15 protein-coding genes are annotated in these 17,906 nt (G+C 61.6%); all 15 read right to left on the minus strand.

The window, feature by feature from the left end; translation table 11 throughout:
• Window positions 1-397 precede the first annotated feature (397 nt).
• The 15 genes from HX786_RS03815 to HX786_RS03885 all read right to left on the minus strand — a co-directional run bounded on the left by HX786_RS03815 (window position 398) and on the right by HX786_RS03885 (window position 17,661).
• Window positions 398-1,336, minus strand: a complete 939-nt coding sequence (locus HX786_RS03815; RefSeq protein WP_178911751.1) for a carbohydrate kinase — start codon at window positions 1,334-1,336, stop codon at window positions 398-400.
• A gap of 12 nt (window positions 1,337-1,348) precedes the next feature.
• Window positions 1,349-2,830, minus strand: coding sequence for a xylulokinase (gene xylB, locus HX786_RS03820; RefSeq protein ID WP_178911752.1), 1,482 nt, complete (start codon window positions 2,828-2,830; stop codon window positions 1,349-1,351).
• Window positions 2,831-2,976: 146 nt separating this feature from the next.
• Entirely contained in the window at window positions 2,977-4,458 is a 1,482-nt protein-coding gene (locus HX786_RS03825; RefSeq protein ID WP_008436132.1) for a mannitol dehydrogenase family protein, read from the minus strand.
• 18 nt (window positions 4,459-4,476) lie between these two features.
• Entirely contained in the window at window positions 4,477-5,580 is a 1,104-nt protein-coding gene (locus tag HX786_RS03830; protein ID WP_003215310.1) for an ABC transporter ATP-binding protein, read from the minus strand.
• A 37-nt stretch (window positions 5,581-5,617) separates the two neighbouring features.
• A complete protein-coding gene (locus HX786_RS03835; RefSeq protein WP_003215312.1) occupies window positions 5,618-6,448 on the minus strand; it encodes a carbohydrate ABC transporter permease in 831 nt (276 codons plus the stop codon).
• A gap of 10 nt (window positions 6,449-6,458) precedes the next feature.
• On the minus strand, window positions 6,459-7,385 hold the full coding sequence (locus tag HX786_RS03840; RefSeq protein ID WP_003215314.1) for a carbohydrate ABC transporter permease: 927 nt from the start codon (window positions 7,383-7,385) through the stop codon (window positions 6,459-6,461).
• A 178-nt stretch (window positions 7,386-7,563) separates the two neighbouring features.
• A complete protein-coding gene (locus HX786_RS03845) occupies window positions 7,564-8,874 on the minus strand; it encodes a sugar ABC transporter substrate-binding protein (RefSeq protein ID WP_003215317.1) in 1,311 nt (436 codons plus the stop codon).
• A 336-nt stretch (window positions 8,875-9,210) separates the two neighbouring features.
• Entirely contained in the window at window positions 9,211-10,116 is a 906-nt protein-coding gene (locus HX786_RS03850; RefSeq protein WP_003215319.1) for an AraC family transcriptional regulator, read from the minus strand.
• A 71-nt stretch (window positions 10,117-10,187) separates the two neighbouring features.
• Window positions 10,188-11,471 carry a glycosyltransferase gene (locus HX786_RS03855; protein WP_177009418.1) on the minus strand — a complete coding sequence of 428 codons (1,284 nt, stop codon included), beginning with the start codon at window positions 11,469-11,471 and terminating at the stop codon, window positions 10,188-10,190.
• Window positions 11,472-11,542: 71 nt separating this feature from the next.
• On the minus strand, window positions 11,543-12,625 hold the full coding sequence (locus HX786_RS03860; protein ID WP_008436139.1) for a nucleoside hydrolase: 1,083 nt from the start codon (window positions 12,623-12,625) through the stop codon (window positions 11,543-11,545).
• Window positions 12,626-12,652: 27 nt separating this feature from the next.
• A complete protein-coding gene (locus HX786_RS03865; protein WP_008436141.1) occupies window positions 12,653-13,963 on the minus strand; it encodes an MFS transporter in 1,311 nt (436 codons plus the stop codon).
• A 223-nt stretch (window positions 13,964-14,186) separates the two neighbouring features.
• On the minus strand, window positions 14,187-14,819 hold the full coding sequence (locus tag HX786_RS03870; RefSeq protein ID WP_003215327.1) for an N-carbamoylsarcosine amidohydrolase: 633 nt from the start codon (window positions 14,817-14,819) through the stop codon (window positions 14,187-14,189).
• A 138-nt stretch (window positions 14,820-14,957) separates the two neighbouring features.
• Window positions 14,958-15,710, minus strand: a complete 753-nt coding sequence (locus HX786_RS03875; protein ID WP_177050558.1) for an Asp/Glu racemase — start codon at window positions 15,708-15,710, stop codon at window positions 14,958-14,960.
• 11 nt (window positions 15,711-15,721) lie between these two features.
• Complete coding sequence (locus HX786_RS03880; protein ID WP_178911753.1) at window positions 15,722-16,531, minus strand: alpha/beta fold hydrolase; 810 nt, start codon at window positions 16,529-16,531, stop codon at window positions 15,722-15,724.
• A complete protein-coding gene (locus HX786_RS03885) occupies window positions 16,528-17,661 on the minus strand; it encodes an FAD-dependent monooxygenase (protein ID WP_003215332.1) in 1,134 nt (377 codons plus the stop codon). The genes HX786_RS03880 and HX786_RS03885 overlap by 4 nt, the downstream gene beginning before the upstream one ends.
• Window positions 17,662-17,906: the final 245 nt, after the last annotated feature.

Genomic DNA, 17,906 nt, shown 5'->3' on the forward strand with positions numbered 1-17,906 from the left:
TGATCCCATTTTCAGAGGTGCCGTTACAGAAACCCGGAGGGGATCCGGGTTGAGTGGCGCTCTTTTCTGGGCTCAAAGTTTTCAATGGGGCATAGGGTGCTACAGACTCAATGGACACATATTCCCATGCAATAGACTTCAGGTCTGTCGTGGTATCCAGTGGCGTTGCGCGAGCAACCGACGTGGCCAACACTATCCCTACGAACAAGCCAATCTTGATGTTTTTCATAAAATCTCCCGGCAACACAATGACGTCAGCGCCACTTCCTTGCGCACGAGGCGTAACCGGAGTCTTGACCCGAAAACCACGACTGACAACTGTCAAAGTTGACAGGTTGTGGAGGAAAGGAGAAAGGAGTAAATGAGTTGCCCCCGCAGCGCGCGGGGGCAGGCGGGGCTAGTTCAATTGCTGGCGGTAGGGCAGGTCCGGCCCGGTCTTGCTGCAGGTGAGTGCCGCAGCGCGGATAGCGAAGGTGAGCATGCTGCTAATCTGATCGCGGGACAGCTGTTGCAGGCCCTCCACCGAGTCCAGTTGCTGCTCGGTCAGCCAGGCAATCAACGCGGCCTGGAAGGTATCGCCAGCACCAACCGTGTCCGCCATGACCACCTTGACCGCTGGCGCCGACCAGCTGCCGTGCTGGCGGCTGAACACCGTGGCGCCGTCGCCGCCGCGGGTCAGGAACACCAGCTGGCAACGGTGCTGCAACCAGCCTTGCAGGACGCTTTCCGGGGTTTGGCCGGGGTAGAGCAGGTGCAGGTCTTCGTCACTGACCTTGATCAGGTCGGCATGCTTGACCAGCTCGGCCACGCGGGCGCGCCACAGCTCGATGTTCGGCTCCGGGTTCAGGCGTACGTTGGGGTCGAGGCTGATCAGGCGCTTGCCGCTTTCCCGGCGTACCAGGGCCAGCAACGTGTCGGCAATCGGCTGCACCACCAGTGAGAACGAGCCGATGTGTACGCCACGCACTTCGTCGCCCAACGCCGGTAGATGCTCAAGTTGCAACTGGCGGTCGGCGCAACCTTCACCGCGAAAGCTGTATTGCGGTGAGCCATTGGCGCCCACGGCGACCATTGCCAGGGTGGTGGGCGCTGAGAATTCCACGAGGTAATCCTCGCCCACGCCTTCGTCCTTGAGCACCTGCAACAGGCGTCGGCCCAGGTAGTCGTCGGAGATCCCGGCGAAAAAGCCCGCGTCGATTCCCAGTCGACGCAAGCCTACCGCGACGTTGAACGGCGAGCCGCCGGCAATCGCCTTGTAATTGACCCTGGATGCCTTGCCGCTGGCATCGTCCTCGCTGAAAAAATCAAACAGCGCTTCGCCACATACCAAATACATATTCGTTCGCTCTTAAAGGGATGCCACGTGCTTTTGATAACGCTCATAAGCCTGCTGGTAGGCGCTGACGCTGCCGGCATCCGGCAGTGTGCGGCTGGCTGCGTCGACGCTCACGCAGCGCTGGCACAACTGTGCCAGGCTTTCACCGGACTGGCACCACGCGGCCTGGATTGCCGCGCCCAGGGCCGCTGCTTCGCTTTGTTCGGTGCAGACCACTTCGGTGTTCATGATATCCGCGACCATCTGCCGCCACACCGGGCTTTTCGAGCCGCCGCCGATCAGGCGGATGCTCTGGCTCTGCAGGCCGGTCTGGCGCAGCAGGTCCAGGCCATAGCGCAAGCCGAAGGTAGTGCCTTCGACCACGGCGCGGCACAGGTTGGCGCGGGTCAGATTGGTCATCGTCAGGCCGTGCAGGCTGCCGGTGGCGTGGGGCAGGGCGGGCACCCGCTCGCCATTGAGGAACGGCAGCATGCTCACGCCGTCTGCGCCGATCGGTGCCTGGGCCACCAACCCGTTGAACGCGGCCAGATCCAGGTCGAACAGCTCGCGGATGACCCCGGTGGCGTTGGTCAGGTTCATGGTGCAGATCAACGGCAGCCAGCCGCCGCTGGATGAACAGAAAGTCGCCACCGACGCCTGCGGGCTGACATTGGCCTGATCGGCAAAGGCGTACACGGTACCGGATGAGCCCAGGCTCATGGTGATCACGCCGGGGGCGATATTGCCGGTGCCGATGGCGCCCATCATGTTGTCGCCGCCGCCGCTGGACACCCGGGCGTTCGGGTTGATGCCCAGGCGCTCGGCGATGGCTGGCAGGATGGCGCCCACTGGCTGGTTGGCCTCGATCAATTCGGGCAGCGCAGCTTCCAGGCGCCCGTCGGGATCGATGTGGCGCAACAGTGCCAGGTCCCATTCACGGGTGCGCACGTTGAAATAGCCGGTGCCGGAGGCATCGCCGTATTCGGCGCAGGCGCGGCCGGTGAGCCAGTAGTTGAGGTAGTCGTGGGGCAGCAGGATATGCGCGATCCGTGCGAACACCTCCGGGTGCTGTTCGCGGGTCCACAGCAGCTTGGACACGGTGTAGCCCGGCGCGATGGCCACGCCGAGGCGTTCCAGGGAGCCGCTTTCACCGCCCAGGTGTTGCAGCAGGCGATCATTTTCCGGCGCGGTTTCGGTGTCGCACCACAGCTTGGCGGGGCGCAGCACCTGGCCTTGGTCATCCAGCAACACCAGGCCGTGTTGCTGGCCGGAAACGCCGATGGCGAGGATGTCCTGGCCGTCCACCCCGGCCTGTTGCAAGGCGCGGTGAGTGGCTTCGGTAAACGCGTCCAGCCACTCCTGGGTGTGCTGTTCGCGGCGGCCATTGGCACCGCTGATCAGCGTGTGGCTGGCGGCGCCCAGGCCCAGGACTTTGCCGCTGCTGGCGTCCAGCACGATGGCCTTGGTGCCCTGGGTGCCGCAGTCGATGCCGAGGTAGAGGTTTTGCTGGGTCATGGTAGGTCGCTCAGCCTATTGTTATGGAGAACTCGGTCAATGTGGGAGCGGGCTTGCTCGCGAATAGGGTGTGTCAGTTATGCAAATATTGACTGATCCACCGCTTTCGCGAGCAAGCCCGCTCCCACATTTTTGATTCGGTTCCGTCAGTTGAGATTGGCGAGCAGCCGCTCCAGCGTTTTGCTCACACCCACATCCTGCAGGCTCTCGAAACACCGCTCAAACGCTGCCACAAACTCGGGCGAGTTGGGAATAGCCGTACCAAAAATCTCTTCCACCCCCAGCAGCCGCTTGCTGATCAACGCATCTTCCGTCACCAGCCCCTGGCAAAACTCGGCGCGAGGGTCTGGAATGCGGTAGATCACCCCATTCTCATCCACGCCTTTCAAGTACAGCGCCCACGCGGCCACCACCAGTGCGGCACGCTCGGTCTCGCGCCCGTCGGCAATCAGGCGATTGATGGTGGGTACGGTGAACTTGGGAAACTTCGACGAGCCGTCGGAGCACACACGCTCCAGCTGATCGGCGATCGCCTGGTTGGAAAAGCGGTCCACCAGGGTCTGCTTGTATTCGGTCAGGTCGATCCCCGGCACCGGTGCCAGGTTGGGCGTCACGTCCAGGTCCATGTAGGCGCGCATGTAGGCCACGAACAACGGGTCGTTCATGGTCTCGTGGACGAAGCGATAGCCCTTCAGGAAGCCCAGGTACGTCAATGCCAGGTGGCTGCCGTTGAGCAGGCCGATCTTCATCTCTTCATACGGTGTCACGTCGTCGGTGAACTGCACGCCTACGGTTTCCCACGCGGGGCGGCCGTTGACGAACTTGTCTTCCAGCACCCATTGCACAAACGGCTCGCAGACCACCGGCCAGGCGTCGTCGATGCCGTGATCGTCATGCAGTTGCAGGCGGTGCGCGGTGCTGGTCATTGGCGTGATGCGGTCGACCATCGCATTCGGGAAGCTCACGTTGGCCTTGATCCACTCGTGCAGGTCGGCGTCATGCAGCGCGGCGAAGGCCAGCAACGCCTTGCGAGTCACGGCGCCGTTGTGGGGCAGGTTATCGCAGGACATCACGGTAAATGCCGGCACCCCGGCGGCCCGGCGCTGGGTCAACGCCGCGCAGATAAACCCGAACACGGTTTTCGGCGAGCCCGGGTTGGCCAGGTCATGCTGGATCTGCGGCAGGTGGGCCATGAACTCGCCGTTGCTGTCGTCGATGCAGTAGCCGCCTTCGGTGATGGTCAGCGAGACGATGCGAATCTGCGGGCTGGCCAGCTTGTCGATCAACGCCTGGGCGCCGTCTTCGGCCAGCAGCATGTCGCTGATGGAGCCGATCACGCGCACTTCGGTATCGTCGGTGTCGCCCAGTTCATACAGGGTGAACAGGTAGTCCTGGCCGGCCAGGTCGTCCCGGGCCTTGCGGTCTTCAGCCCGCAGGCCCACGCCGCAAATGCTCCAGTCCAGGCCCACGCCGGTATTCATCAAGGCATCGGTGTAATACGCCTGGTGGGCTCGGTGAAACCCGCCAACGCCGATGTGCGCGATGCCCTGGCTGGTATTGGCAATCGCATAGGCCGGCAGTTGCACTTCGGGCGCCAGTTGCGTGAGGTTTTGCTTGTTCAGTTTCATCGGGAAATTCTCGCGAAATCAGGCGGCGGCGCGCAGTGGGCGGGCCACGGCAACACCCTCAGCGTCGAACAGATGGCATTGGGTCGGGTCCAGGTACAGCTGCAGGGTCTCGCCATATTGGCTGGCCATGTCGCCACGGATCCGCAGGGTCAACGGCTCCTTGCTGGCGGTAATCACGTGGCAGAAGGTGTCGCTGCCGAGGCGCTCGCCGACGTCGGCGGTGACGGTCAGGGTGGCTTGCCCCGGCGCGGCGATTTCCAGGTGCTCCGGGCGAATGCCCAGGGTCACGGCGCTGCCGACGCTCAAGGTCGCGCTGCTCAGGGGCAGGCTGATGCGGCCGCCGGCGTCCAGTTCGACTTCGCAGCTCTGTGGGTCAACGCGAGTGACCTTGCCCTTGAGGAAACCCATTTTCGGCGTGCCCAAAAAGCCTGCCACAAACAGGTTGGCCGGCTGGTGATACAGCTCCAGCGGCGAGCCCACCTGTTCCACGCGGCCGCTGTTGAGTACGACAACCTTGTCGGCCAGGGTCATGGCTTCGACCTGGTCGTGGGTCACGTAGATCATCGTGGCTTGCAGCTCTTTATGCAGGCGCGACAGCTCCAGGCGCATCTGCACCCGCAGGGCGGCATCGAGGTTGGACAGGGGTTCGTCGAACAGGAAGATCTTCGGGTTACGCACAATCGCACGGCCAATGGCGACACGCTGGCGCTGGCCGCCGGACAACTGCTTTGGCTTGCGCTCAAGCAAAGGGCCCAGCTCCAGGATACGTGCTGCTTCGTTGACCTTGCTCTCGACAATCTTCTTGTCGACGCCGGCCAGGTCCAGGGCAAACGACATGTTCTTGCGCACGCTCATGTGCGGGTACAGGGCGTAGGTCTGGAACACCATTGCCAGGTCGCGCTTGGCCGGGGTGACCTCGGTGATGTCGCGGCCATCCAGCTCGATGGTGCCTTCGGTGACTTCTTCCAGGCCGGCAATCAAGCGCAGCAGGGTGGATTTGCCGCAGCCCGACGGGCCGACGAACACCACGAATTCCTTGTCGTTCACCTCAAGGTCGATGCCCTTGATGATGGAGAAGCCTTCGAAGCCTTTTTGCAGATTCTTGATTTTCAGGTTGGCCATGATGGGCCTCCGCTTCTAAATATTTTTGAAGGAGCCGTTACTTCACGGCGCCGAAGGACAGACCGCGGACCAGCTGTTTCTGGCTGATCCAGCCAAAGATCAGGATCGGCGCACAGGCCAGGGTCGACACGGCAGACAATTTGGCCCAGAACAAGCCTTCGGGGCTGGAGTAGGAGGCGATCAACGCGGTGAGCGGCGCGGCATTGGACGAGGTCAGGTTCAGCGACCAGAACGCCTCGTTCCAGCACAGGATCAGCGACAGCAGCACCGTGGAAGCCAGGCCGCCCTTGGCGATTGGCAGCAGCACCCGGACCATTTCCTGCCACAGGGTGGCGCCGTCCAGGCGGGCGGCTTCGAGGATGTCCTTGGGGATGTCCTTGAAGTAGGTGTAAACCATCCAGACCACGATCGGCAGGTTGATCAGGGTGTAGATGATGATCAGCGCAATGCGCGTATCCAGCAGGCCGAAGCTCTTGGCCAGCAGGTAGATCGGCATCAGTACGCCCACCGGCGGCAGCATCTTGGTGGAGAGCATCCACAGCAGCGTGCCCTTGGTGCGCTTGGTCTCGTAGAACGCCATGGAGTAGGCGGCCGGTACCGAGATCAGCAGGCACAGGGCGGTGGCGCTGAAGGAAATCAGTACCGAGTTCCAGGCGTAGCTGAAGTAGTTGCTGCGCTCGTTGATGTGCAGGTAATTCTCCAGCGTCGGCGTGAAGATGAACTGCGGCGGCGTGGCGAACGCGTCGATTTCGGTCTTGAAGCTGGTCAGCACCATCCAGAAGATCGGGAAGAAAATCAGGATCGCGATGGCCCAGGCCAGGGTGCCGAGCAGCACGCTTTGCAGGCGGCGGGATTGTTGAAGCGTCATGGCGCGGCCCTCAAGGCTTGTCAGTCAGGTTTTTGCCGATCATCCGCACCAGGATGATCGCCGCGATATTGGCGATGACCACGGCAATCAAGCCGCCGGCCGAGGCCATGCCCACGTCGAACTGCACCAGCGCCTGGTTGTAGATCAGGTAGGCGAGGTTGGTCGAGGCGTAGCCGGGGCCACCGTTGGTGGTGGTGAAGATTTCGGCGAACACCGAGAGCAGGAAGATCGTTTCGATCATCACCACCACGGCAATCGGACGTGCCAGGTGCGGCAGGGTCAGGTGCCAGAAGATCGCGATGGCGCCGGCACCGTCGAGGCGGGCGGCTTCCTTCTGTTCCTGGTCGAGGGACTGCATGGCGGTCATCAGCAGCAGGATCGCGAAGGGCAGCCACTGCCAGGACACGATGATAATGATCGACAGCAACGGGTAATGGGCCAGCCAGTCCACCGGCTGGGCGCCGAACAGCTTCCACACGTAGGCGAGGATCCCCGACACCGGATGGAAAATCAGGTTCTTCCAGATCAGCGCACCGACGGTGGGCATGATGAAGAACGGTGAAATCAGCAACACCCGCACCAGGCCGCGACCAAAGAACTCGCTGGCTTCCAGCAGGGCGCTGATCAATACGCCAAACACCACGCTGATCAGCAACACGCTGCCCACCAGCAACAGGGTGTTGGTGGCGCCGGGCAGGAAGCCCGAGTCGGTGATGAAGTAGGTGAAGTTCTCCAGGCCCACGAATTGGTTTTCGCCGGGGTAGAGCAGGTTGTAGCGAATCAGCGAGAAGTACAGGGTCATGCCCAGCGGCACGATCATCCACAGCAGCAACAAGGCCACCGAGGGGCTGACGAGGAACCAGCCGGGGTTGATCAGGCGGCTTTTACGCGGCTTGTCCGGCGTAGCGGTTTGCACTTGGGCAGTGGTGGTATTCATGGTGATCAGGACCAGTCAGGTACATGCGGAATGCGGGTCGGAGTGCGGTCAAATGTGGGAGCTGGCTTGCCTGCGATGAGAGCGCCTCGGTGAAACTGACAGACCGAGTTGTCTGCATCGCGGGCAAGCCCGGCTCCTACATAAAGCGGGTTCCCACATTCAGTGTGGTGAGACCGCTTTACTTGGGATAACCGGCCCGCTTCATTTCGCGTTCGGTGAAGGTCTGTGCATCCGCCAGGGCTTTTTCGGCGGTGGAGCCACCGGTCAGTGCGCTGGAGAAGAACTTGCCGACCTGGGTACCAATCGCCTGGAATTCAGGAATGGTCACCAGCTGGATGCCCACATACGGCACCGGCTTGGCCGACGGGTCTTTCGGGTCGGCGACTTTCAGCGATTCCAGCGTCACCTTGGCAAACGGCGCGGCTTTCATGTATTCGTCGCTGTAGGTCGATTTGCGGGTACCTGGCGGTACGTTGGCAATCCCGTCGGTCTTGGCGACCAACTGGCTGTATTCCTTGGAAGTGGCCCAGGTGGTGAACACCTTGGCAGCGTCCTTGGCTTTGGAACTGGTTGGAATCCCCAGGGACCAGGAGTACAGCCACGAAGTACCTTTGTCGGTCTTCTCGTGCGGGGCAAAGGTAAAGCCGACGTGATCAGCCACCTTGCTTTGGGTCTTGTCGGTGACGAACGAGCCGGCGACGCTGGCGTCGACCCAGATCGCGCACTTGCCGCTGTTGAACAGCGCCAGGTTTTCGTTGAAACCGTTGCTGGAAGCCCCCGGCGGGCCGGATTTCTTCATGTTGTCGACGTAGAAGTTCAGCGCGTCTTTCCACTCAGGCCCGTTGAATTCCGGCTGCCACTTCTCATCGAACCAGCGTGCACCGTAGCCGTTGGCCAGGGTGGTGATCAGCGCCATGTTCTCGCCCCAACCGGCTTTGCCCCGCAGGCACAGGCCGTACTGTTCCTTGTCCTTGTTGGTGAGTTTGGCGGCGAATTCGCCGATCTGGGTCCAGGTCGGATGCTCGGGCATGGTCAGCCCGGCGTCCTTGAACAGGTCGGTGCGATAGTAGGTGATGGAGCTTTCGGCGTAGAACGGCAGGGCATACAGCGAGCCCTTGACGGAAAGACCGTCACGCACGGACGGGAAAACGTCGTCCAGGTCGTAGGAAGCAGGCAGGTCCTTCATCGGTTCCAGCCAGCCTTTGGCGCCCCAGAGTGCAGCTTCGTACATGCCGATGGTCAACACGTCGAACTGTCCGCCCTGGGTGGCGATGTCGGTGGTGAGGCGTTGGCGCAGGACGTTTTCTTCGAGTACCACCCAGTTCAGCTTGATCTCCGGATGCTCGGTCTCGAAGGTTTTCGAGAGCTTTTGCATGCGGATCATGTCGCTGTTGTTGACGGTGGCAATGGTCAGGGTTTGCGCGCCAAGACTGACGGCGCTGAGGGTCATGCAGGTGCAGGCAAGCAGAGCTTTGGCTGTGAACTTCATCGCGCACTCCATTTCTGCGCCCAGGGGCTGCAGAAGGACAGTTATTGTTGTTGTGTCTTCCACGACAGCTGGAAGAGTGTGCGTTGATTACAGCCTTCAATTGACGTGCTGACAAATCCTTGGGAGCACTTTTACTGATACTTTTTTGCACTGCAGCAGAAAATTGCTGAAACGATTCGCTGGGAGCGATCGGCTTCCTGCGTGAGCGCGATGCAAATGTGGGAGCGGGCTTGCTCGCGAAGGCGGTGAATCAGCCGACATTTGCGCTGCCTGACACACTGCATTCGCGAGCAAGCCCGCTCCCACACAAGCGGGTTCCCACAGGAACGCGCGTTTTCAGGCGAGGTTCTGCTCGGTCAAGCGCTGCACCGCCAGGCGCCGGTAGTGCGAGGGGGTCATGCCCTTGAGCTGCTGGAAGCGGCGGTTGAAGTTGGAGATGTTGTTGAAGCCTGACTCGAAGCACACATCGGTCACGGCTTTGTCACCATCGGCCAGCAGCTCGCAGGACTTGCTGATACGCAGGCGGTTGACGAATTCGATGAAGGTGCGGCCGGTGGCTTGTTTGAACACGCGGGAGAAATAGGTGGGTTTCATGCCGAGGTATTCGGCCACCTCTTCCAGGGACAGCTCCCGCGCGTAGTGGGCAAAAATGTAGTCCACCGCGCGGTTGGTGCGGTCGATGCTGTGTTCGTCCGCCAATTGCGGCGTGGTCACGCCGGAGAGCAGCTGGTAGTCCTCGCAGGCACTCAGCACTTCCATCAGGATAAAGAAGTGCCCCAGGCGCGCCATGCCCTGGGCGTCCTCGATGCGCTGCATCAGGGTCATGGCCTGGGCGATGGTCTTCTTGCAGCGAAATTCGATGCCGTATTGCGCCCGTTCCAGCAGTGGCGCCAGGGTCTTGAGCTCGGCAAAGACATGGCTGCCGCCGTCGAACAGCTCGTCGGTGAAGTTCACCAGCATGTCGCGCTTGGGCACCACTTCGTCCTCGGCCACCTGGCTGATCCAGTTGTGGGGCAGGTTGGGGCCGGTGAGGAACAGGCTTTCCGGGTAGAAGTTGCCGATGTAGTCGCCGATAAACACCTTGCCGGAGCTGGCAACGATCAGGTGCAGCTCGTATTCCTTGTGGAAATGCCAGCGCACCAACGGGCACGGGAAGCCGTGTTGGCGATAGATGATGGACAGACCGTTGTGATCGTCCATCAGCTCGTAGGAAGGATCGGTGATTCTCGCTGCTCGGGTCATGCTGCAGTCGCTTTATTGTGGTTGCGAAAAGGATAATGCCCCCTTGCGCGCCACCTCGCCAGCGTCTGTGTCTACAGCGTACGGTTTTTCGCCTCGATCCACTGCGCCATGTACTGGGTACTTTTGTGCAGGTGGTGGCGCAGCATGCTGCCGGTGAAATTGTTCCGACGGTGCTCGGCCAACTGGCGGCGGCACTGCTCCAGGCGCTCCACCAGGGCCGGGCCGTGGAGGTCGTGGGCGTAACGGCGGGCCAGTAACTGCCGGCCATCTTCCTGGGCCTGGGTCCAGCGTGGCGGGTCTTGATACAACGCAACCGCCGCAGCCGCCAGTGCACTGGCGCTGTGTTCGACCACGCCGGGCCACGGTTCGCCCATGGCTTCGGCGCCAATCGGTGTGGTAACGCTGGGTGTGCCGCAGAGCATCGCGTCGGCCAGCTTGCCCTTGATCCCGGCACCAAAGCGCAGTGGCGCCAGGCAGATACGCGCAGCGCTCATGACCTGCAATGCATCCTCGGCCCAATTCATCACGTGGAAGCCCTGGGCCGGGTTGTGCAGCGCGGTGGCCTTGGGTGGCGTATAGGCGCCGTACACGTGAAGTTGAGCGCCGGGCAATTGCTGGCGGATCAGCGGCCACACACTGTTCTTCATCCACAACACCGCATCCCAGTTCGGCGCATGGCGGAAATTGCCGATGCTCAGGAAGTGGGCACGGTCCTCAAAGGGGGCAAAGGCTTCGGTGGGCGGCGCCAGCATCAGCGGGCACCAGTGGAGCAGGGCAGCGGGCACCTTGAAGTGTTCGGTCAGCAACTGGATTTCCACGTCGGAGATCATCAGGCTGATGTCGCAGCGGTAGATCGCGGCGATCTCGCGCTTGGCCAGGTCGGTATCGGCCATGTCATCGAATTCGGCGGCCAGGTCCCGGCTGAACAGCGCGTCGAAGTCATCAGCTTCGGGGTGCGCCTTCAGGAAATCCTTGAGGCGCTGGTGGCGGGCGTCCCGCAGGCTTTGCAGGTCGGATGCTTCCAGCACCCGAAGAGCATTCGGGCAGGATTTTTCCACGCGCCAGCCGAACTGTTCTTCCATCATGAAACGGTCAAACAGCACGATATCCGGAGCCAATTGCTGGATAAACGCGTCGAAACTGCTGTTATTCAACTCGATCGCGCATTCGCGAATGCCCAGGGCGGGCAGGTCGGCCTTGTGTTCGCCGGTGACCGCCGGGCTGCTGAAGGTGATGTCCCAGCCTTGGGCCAGGAAACTCTCCAGAATCTGCATCATGTGCCCGCTGGCCGCCGAGGAGCGAGGCTCTGGCCAGACGTAGCCAATGACCAGGACTTTGGTGGCGGGCTGATTCATCGACAACGGATTCCTTGAAGGGCTGGGCAAAGGCGCGCAATTAAACCACAGCCCCTCAAGTTCCGGCGCACTCAGCGGAAGATGTTGACCGGCGTCGGCAGCGTCACCAACCCTACATAACCGTCCCAGAACTGCTTCTGGTCCACCGCGAAGACCACCTTGGCCTTTTGCGTGCCGACCGGCGCGCCTTTCTTGTAGCCCAGTGCCCGGCCATAGTCGGCGCCGAAGGTGGCATCCACGTCCACCCACAGCTCGCGGGATTCGGTGACGATCCCGGGGTTCACGAGAAACAGTGCCGGCAGGCTGTCCCAGGTGAAGCTGTGGTAAGCCGGGTCCTTGGCGAACAGTGGCCCGAACTCGTGCTTGTACAGGTCGGCAATCGGGCCTTTGTGTGCGATCACCCGCTCATACACCGACTTGTCGAAGGTGACTTTCTCACAGACATCGTTGGGAAAAATCACGTGTTCGATGGGCGAGCGCAACACGATCTTCGCGGCCTCCGGGTCGAACCACCAGTTGAACTCCGCCGCCGGCGTGGTGTTGCCCGGAATCTCCAGCGCGCCGCCCATGTACACGATGCGCTTGATCAGCGGCACGATGTCCGGTGCCGAGCGAATCGCCAGGGCAATGTTGGTCAGCGGGCCGACCGCCAGGATCGTTACCTCGTGGGGGTTGGCCCGTACGCTGTCGACGATGAACTGGGCGGCGGTTTCCTTGCGCAGCCTGGTGTGGGTCGCCAGGCCGTCCGGTGGCGCGACCAGTTGTGAGGCACTGGTTGGCCGCGGGTTCTTGAACGCACCCGGCCAGCCGGAACCGAACAGGGCTTTTTCCGCCTCATAGGTGGCGTAGTCATGCAGCAGCGGGTAGGCGGCGCCGGAATACACGCCGACTTCCTTTTCCACACCCATGCGTTCCACCGCCTTGAGGGCGTCGACCTGTTCCTGGTCGACCCAGGCGTTGCCGCTGACCAGGGTCATGCCCAGCAGGTCGATGCGTTTTTGCCCGTGCAGCTGGGCGAGCATGATAAAGGCCTGGCCGTCATCGTTGAGCACGTTGAAGTCGGTGTCGAAGATGACCTTTTCTGCGGCCTGCGCCGTACCGGCACACAGGCCCACAGCGACAAGCAGGGCACAGCGCTTGATGAAACCTTGCATGGAGACTCACCCGAAAAATTGTTGTTGTTAGCGGTTTACCAGCTTCGCCGGCAAGGCGATCACCAGGAAGCTGCTGAGAATCAGGCAGCCGGCAAAAAACCACAAGGCCCCTGCGCTGCTGCCGGTGACGTCAATCGCCACGCCCATCAACGAGTTGCTCACCAGGCCCGCGATGTTCGCCAGCGAGCAGGCCAGGGCAAAGCCGGTGGCCGCTGCGGTGCCTTTCAGGAAGGTCGCCGGCAGGCTGAAAAACACCGGCACCGCACCGATGATCGCCGCCGAGGCAATCGCAAACAGCGCCACGGTGGCGACCACGTTATGGGTGAAGAACGTACTGGTAGCCATCGCCGCCGCGCCGATGAAGAACGGCACGATGATGTGCCAGCGGCGTTCGCGGTGTTTGTCGGAGCTGGCGCCGATCAGCAGCATGCCCAAGAGGGCCGCCACGCTGGGCAGGGCCGTGAGGATGCCGATGTGGAAAGTGTCGGTAATCCCGGCGTTGCGGATGAATGTGGGCATCCAGAACCCCATGGCATAGGCACTGAGCAGGATCGAGAAGTCGATACCGCCGAGCATCCACACCTTGAGGTTGAAGAAGCCGTCGCGGAAGCTGTGTTTGCTGGCGGCACCGTCGGCGTCGTCCTTGCGCAGTTCGCTTTCCAGCAGGTTTTTTTCTTCCGGCGACAGCCACTTGGCTTGCTGATAGGTATTGGGCAGCGCCCAGAAGGTCCACACACCGAGCAGCACGCTGGGCACCGCTTCGATCAGAAACAGCCACTGCCAGCCGCGCAGGCCGGCCATGTTGTCGAAGTGGCCCATGATCCAGCCGGACAACGGGCCGCCGATCACGCTGGACAGCGGCAGGCCGATCATGAACAGGGCGATGATCCGCCCCCGGCGATGGGTGGGAAACCAGGTGGTCAGGTAATACAGCACGCCCGGCAGAAACCCGGCTTCGGCCGCACCCAGCAGGAACCGCAGGATGTAGAACTGGGTGGTGGAGGTGACCAGCATGGTGCAGGCCGACAGCAGGCCCCAGGTGATCATGATGCGGGCGATCCAGATCTTCGCCCCGACCTTTTCCAGGATCAGGTTGCTGGGGACTTCGAAGATGATATAGCCGACAAAAAACAGCCCGGCACCGAGGCCGAACGCGGTTTCGCTGAAGTGCAGCTGGTCGAGCATCTGCAGTTTGGCGAAGCCGATATTGATGCGGTCCAGGTAGGCCGCGAGGTAGCAGAAACACAGGAACGGAATCAGCTTCCAGGTGATCTTGTGGTAGAGCGTGTGGACCGGATCGGCGACCGTAGTCGCGGGCGCTGCATTCGCAATGGGCATTGGGGTGTCTCCTGGCGGTGACTTATGGTTTTTATACGGCCGCTTTTTCAGCACTTCGGAGTGCTGTGAAAGCGACTTCCAAAGGCAGTGACAGAAGACTGAGGTGGCCCTGTTGGAGGTGATCAAGTGTGGGAGCGGGCTTGCTCCCTCATTCGACTGCATTCCAGCATGGGCGCTCAGTTTTTTCCGGACCACGCTCTTTGTCGTGGTTCCTGTTGACGCGTTATTGCTCCTTGAACTTGCTCATCGCCTCCTGCTTGCTCACCACGTCGCCGTACTTGCTGTCGATATCGAACAAGTTGGCTTCATGGGGCGCCGGGTGGCGGTCGCCGACGCATTCGCGCACGACGATGGTACGAAACCCGTGTTGCACCGCATCCACTGCGGTGGCCCGGATGCAGCCGCTGGTGGAACAGCCGGCGAGCACCACGGTGTCGATGCCCTGGGCGTGCAGCATCGGGGCCAGGCTGCTGCCGAAAAACGCGCTGGCGTATTGTTTGGTGATGACTACTTCATTGGCCAGGGGCAGCACTTCGGTGCAGAAGGCGGCGAGGGGGTTGCCCTCGACCATGTCTTTCATCACCGGGGCCTTTTTTACCCAGATACCGCCGTCGGCGAAATGGCCCGGATGGTAGCGGATATTGGTGTGCACCACGCTGATTCCGTGACGCCTGGCGCAGGCCAGCAGCTCGACGCTTTCGGCCACGGCGATGCGCACTTCGGGGGCAAACAGTGGCGCGCCTTCGGTGGTATAGCCTTGCATGAAGTCGATCATCAGCAGGGCGGATTTTTTGCCGAAGCCGATTCGGTTACCCCAGACGCCCTGGTAGTTGGCGTCGGCGGATTGTTCGCTCATCTTTCAGTCCTCGGTAATGGACAGTGCACGTACCCTGTGGCGAGGGAGCTTGCTCCCGTTGGGCTGCGTAGCAGGCCTGTTTTTTTGGGGGCGCTTCGCACCCCAGCGGGAACAAGCTCCCTCGCCACAAAAGCGTTTTTAGTAGGCTCCCGACAGGAGGGCGCCGGCGCCGGGGACGATGGGTTCCAGGTCCAGGGCCTTGAGCATGGCGTAGGTGGTGGCGATGGCGGCGGTGAGCACCGGCAGGCCGGTCTGGGCTTCGACCTTCGCGACCACGGGCAGCGACTGCATTTGTACGCAGGCCGACAGTACGATTACGTCGACACCTTCCAGGTTCATCCCGGCAACAATCGCCGGCAGGTTGGCCGGGTCGTGGCGGGCCACTTCGAGGTTGTCGGGGATTTCCAGGGCGCGCCAGTCCACCACTTCAAAGCCTTCTTCGCGGATGTAGTTCACCACCAGTTCGGTCAGCGGTTTCATGTACGGCGCAACAATGGCGATGCGTTTGGCGCCCATGACTTTAAGGCCTTCGATCAGGGCGCCGGCACTGGTGATCACCGGGGCGTTGGCGTCGTTGTCGGCGGTGGCCGTGCGCAGGCGTTGCTCGGACTTGCGGTGGTAACCCAGCCCCATGGCCATGATCGCTACCAGGCAGGCGTAGCCCAGCACGTCGACCTTGGCGTCGGACAGTTCGATGGCGCAACGGTCGGACTCACCGTCCATGGCCGCCAGTTCTTCCTTGCGCACTTGCTTCATGCGCATGCGGCTGGAGTGAAAGGTGAAACGTTCCGGGCGGATCGCCTGGCGCGCGTTAAGCATCGCCGGGATCTCGGTTTCCATGGTGGTGTTGGAGCTCGGCACAATCTGGCCGATGCGATAAGGCTTGAGCATGATGGTCTCCGTTATGCAGTCAGGGGCTGGCCGAGGAAGTCGCCGAAGGCAGCGAAAAAGCCTTCAAGGTCATCCCAGGGGATCATGTGTCCTGCATTTGGCACATGGGCGACCTGTAGGGTCGGCTGTAACTGTCGGACTTCCGCGACATCTTCGGCCTGAATTACACCGCCGCGTCCGGCAACAATCAGCAGGGCAGGAGCCTCCAGGTGCGGCAGGTCCTGATGAAAGTCGACGGTATGGAAGTCATTGAACGCACGCACGATCGCCGGCTCGTAGCAGGTGTGCAGCCATTCGGCGCGCAGTTGCAGTTGTTCGTCGGTCCAGGTGGCGCAGAAGGCGCGCATCGCCTCTGCATCCATGCCGACCTGGGATTGACGAATCGAATCGACGTACCACGGCAGTTTGCTTGGGTATTCGCGGCGACCCGGGCCGGACATCGGCGGGTCGATCAACACCATGCGGTTGACACCTTGTGGATGGCGCACCGCACTGCGTACGGCAAACCGCGCGCCCATGGAATGGCCGACCAGGTGATAGCTGTCGAGCTTCAGGGTGTCGGCAAACGCGCCAATGTCATCGGCGCAGGTGTCGGCGCTGTAGTCCAGCTCCGGTCCGGTGGACGACAGGCCGCGACCGCGCACGTCCAGCACGTAGGTGTCGAAGTGCAAACCCAGGCGTTCGGCGACAAAACCCCAGGTAATCGCCGGGCTGGTGATGCCGGGAATCAGGATCAGTGCCGGGCCCTTGCCGCCGTAACGCAGGTAATGCTGGCGGATACCATTGGCCTGGACGTTGCCGCCATAGAGAAAGCTGCTCACGCCGCCACCCCCGATTTCAGTTGCTGGGCGTAGAGGTCATAGCCGTAGACCCAGTCCGGATCTTCCTGGGTGCGCAGCCAGGTGTTGGCGTTGGACACGGCCTGCACCCGGGACGCGCGTTCCTTGCGGTTGGCTTCATACAGCTCGAACGCGGTGCGGTAGTCGCCGATCCCGGTTTCCTGCAGGCAGCGCGTCAGCATCGCGGCGTCTTCGATGGCCATGCCGGCGCCCTGAGCCATATGGGGTTTCATCGGGTGGCAGGCATCGCCCAGCAATACCAGGCGACCACGGCTCCACAACGGCAGCGGGTTGCGGTTGCGCAACGGCCATTTGGTCACGCTTTCGGTGGATTCGATCAGGGCCTGGACGGTCGGGTGGTAGCCCTTGAAGGCGTCGAACATCTCCTCCCGGCTGCTGTCGACGAAGGCGCCCTGGAAGTCCCATTCCGGGTGCGGCACGCCGGTGACGTAGTAGTACTCGTCGCGCTTGCCGGTGGTGTAGTAGACCATCATGTGCCGGTCCTCGGTCCACCACTTGATGCAGTCTTCGAACTTCAGGTCGTACTTGGCCAACTGGTCGCCACGGATCAGCGCACGGTGCGCGACCCAGCCGCTGTACAGCGGTTTTTCGGCACCCAGCAGCTCTTCACGAATGCGCGAGTTGATGCCGTCGGCACCGATCACGATGTCGGCGTAGGTTACCTCGCCGTCGGCGAAAGTCAGGCGCACCTGGGTATCGGTTTCTTCAAGGGTTTCCAGGCGCTTGTTGAAGTGCAGGGTGCCGGGCTTGAGGGTGGACATCTGCAGCGCGTGCAGATCGCCGCGGTGCACGGTGATGTAGGACGCGCCGTAGCCAGTCAGGGGAATGCGTGACAGGTAGTCGCCGGTTTCACCATCGCGGCTGAACCAGTGCTCGGGGTGCGACCCCATCAGGTCCAGCTGTTTTTCGATGCCCATGCGGCGGAAGATTTTCATGATGTTGGGGCCCATGTGGATCCCGGCACCCAGGCGGGAAAACTCCGGCGCCTGCTCGTAGATGTCCACGTCGAACCCTGCCTGTTGCAGCAGGGTGGCAGCGGCGGCACCGCCAAGGCCGGCGCCGACGATTGCGATTTTTTGTGTGCTTCCCATGGGGCGTGGTCCTCTTTTTCGAATAATGGCCGGCGGCGTCTGTCCGCAAGGTTTTTAAAGTGTATACGCTCATTTTTTCAAATGAAAAGCCCACGCCTGAAAAATTGTTTTTTTGGCCATATCGATCCCCTGTAACCTGTTATCTCCATATATAACGGGGTTTGTGCGGATTCGTAACGTTTTGGCGTGGTGCTTGCAGTCCATGCTGAAATCAGTTCTCATCGTGATTAATTGGCGTATACGCT

The organism is Pseudomonas sp. 21615526, from assembly GCF_013386245.1.
Lineage (GTDB): Bacteria > Pseudomonadota > Gammaproteobacteria > Pseudomonadales > Pseudomonadaceae > Aquipseudomonas.

Excerpts from the sequence above, each read along its gene's own strand:
- HX786_RS03860 (WP_008436139.1), bottom strand. The coding sequence starts at position 12,625 with ATGCAAGGTTTCATCAAGCGCTGTGCCCTGCTTGTCGCTGTGGGCCTG.
- HX786_RS03885 (WP_003215332.1), bottom strand. The coding sequence starts at position 17,661 with ATGGGAAGCACACAAAAAATCGCAATCGTCGGCGCCGGCCTTGGCGGT.
- HX786_RS03815 (WP_178911751.1), bottom strand. The coding sequence starts at position 1,336 with ATGTATTTGGTATGTGGCGAAGCGCTGTTTGATTTTTTCAGCGAGGAC.
- HX786_RS03830 (WP_003215310.1), bottom strand. The coding sequence starts at position 5,580 with ATGGCCAACCTGAAAATCAAGAATCTGCAAAAAGGCTTCGAAGGCTTC.
- HX786_RS03835 (WP_003215312.1), bottom strand. The coding sequence starts at position 6,448 with ATGACGCTTCAACAATCCCGCCGCCTGCAAAGCGTGCTGCTCGGCACC.
- HX786_RS03865 (WP_008436141.1), bottom strand. The coding sequence starts at position 13,963 with ATGCCCATTGCGAATGCAGCGCCCGCGACTACGGTCGCCGATCCGGTC.
- HX786_RS03850 (WP_003215319.1), bottom strand. The coding sequence starts at position 10,116 with ATGACCCGAGCAGCGAGAATCACCGATCCTTCCTACGAGCTGATGGAC.
- HX786_RS03870 (WP_003215327.1), bottom strand. The coding sequence starts at position 14,819 with ATGAGCGAACAATCCGCCGACGCCAACTACCAGGGCGTCTGGGGTAAC.
- HX786_RS03875 (WP_177050558.1), bottom strand. The coding sequence starts at position 15,710 with ATGCTCAAGCCTTATCGCATCGGCCAGATTGTGCCGAGCTCCAACACC.
- HX786_RS03825 (WP_008436132.1), bottom strand. The coding sequence starts at position 4,458 with ATGAAACTGAACAAGCAAAACCTCACGCAACTGGCGCCCGAAGTGCAA.
- HX786_RS03855 (WP_177009418.1), bottom strand. The coding sequence starts at position 11,471 with ATGAATCAGCCCGCCACCAAAGTCCTGGTCATTGGCTACGTCTGGCCA.
- HX786_RS03840 (WP_003215314.1), bottom strand. The coding sequence starts at position 7,385 with ATGAATACCACCACTGCCCAAGTGCAAACCGCTACGCCGGACAAGCCG.
- xylB (WP_178911752.1), bottom strand. The coding sequence starts at position 2,830 with ATGACCCAGCAAAACCTCTACCTCGGCATCGACTGCGGCACCCAGGGC.
- HX786_RS03845 (WP_003215317.1), bottom strand. The coding sequence starts at position 8,874 with ATGAAGTTCACAGCCAAAGCTCTGCTTGCCTGCACCTGCATGACCCTC.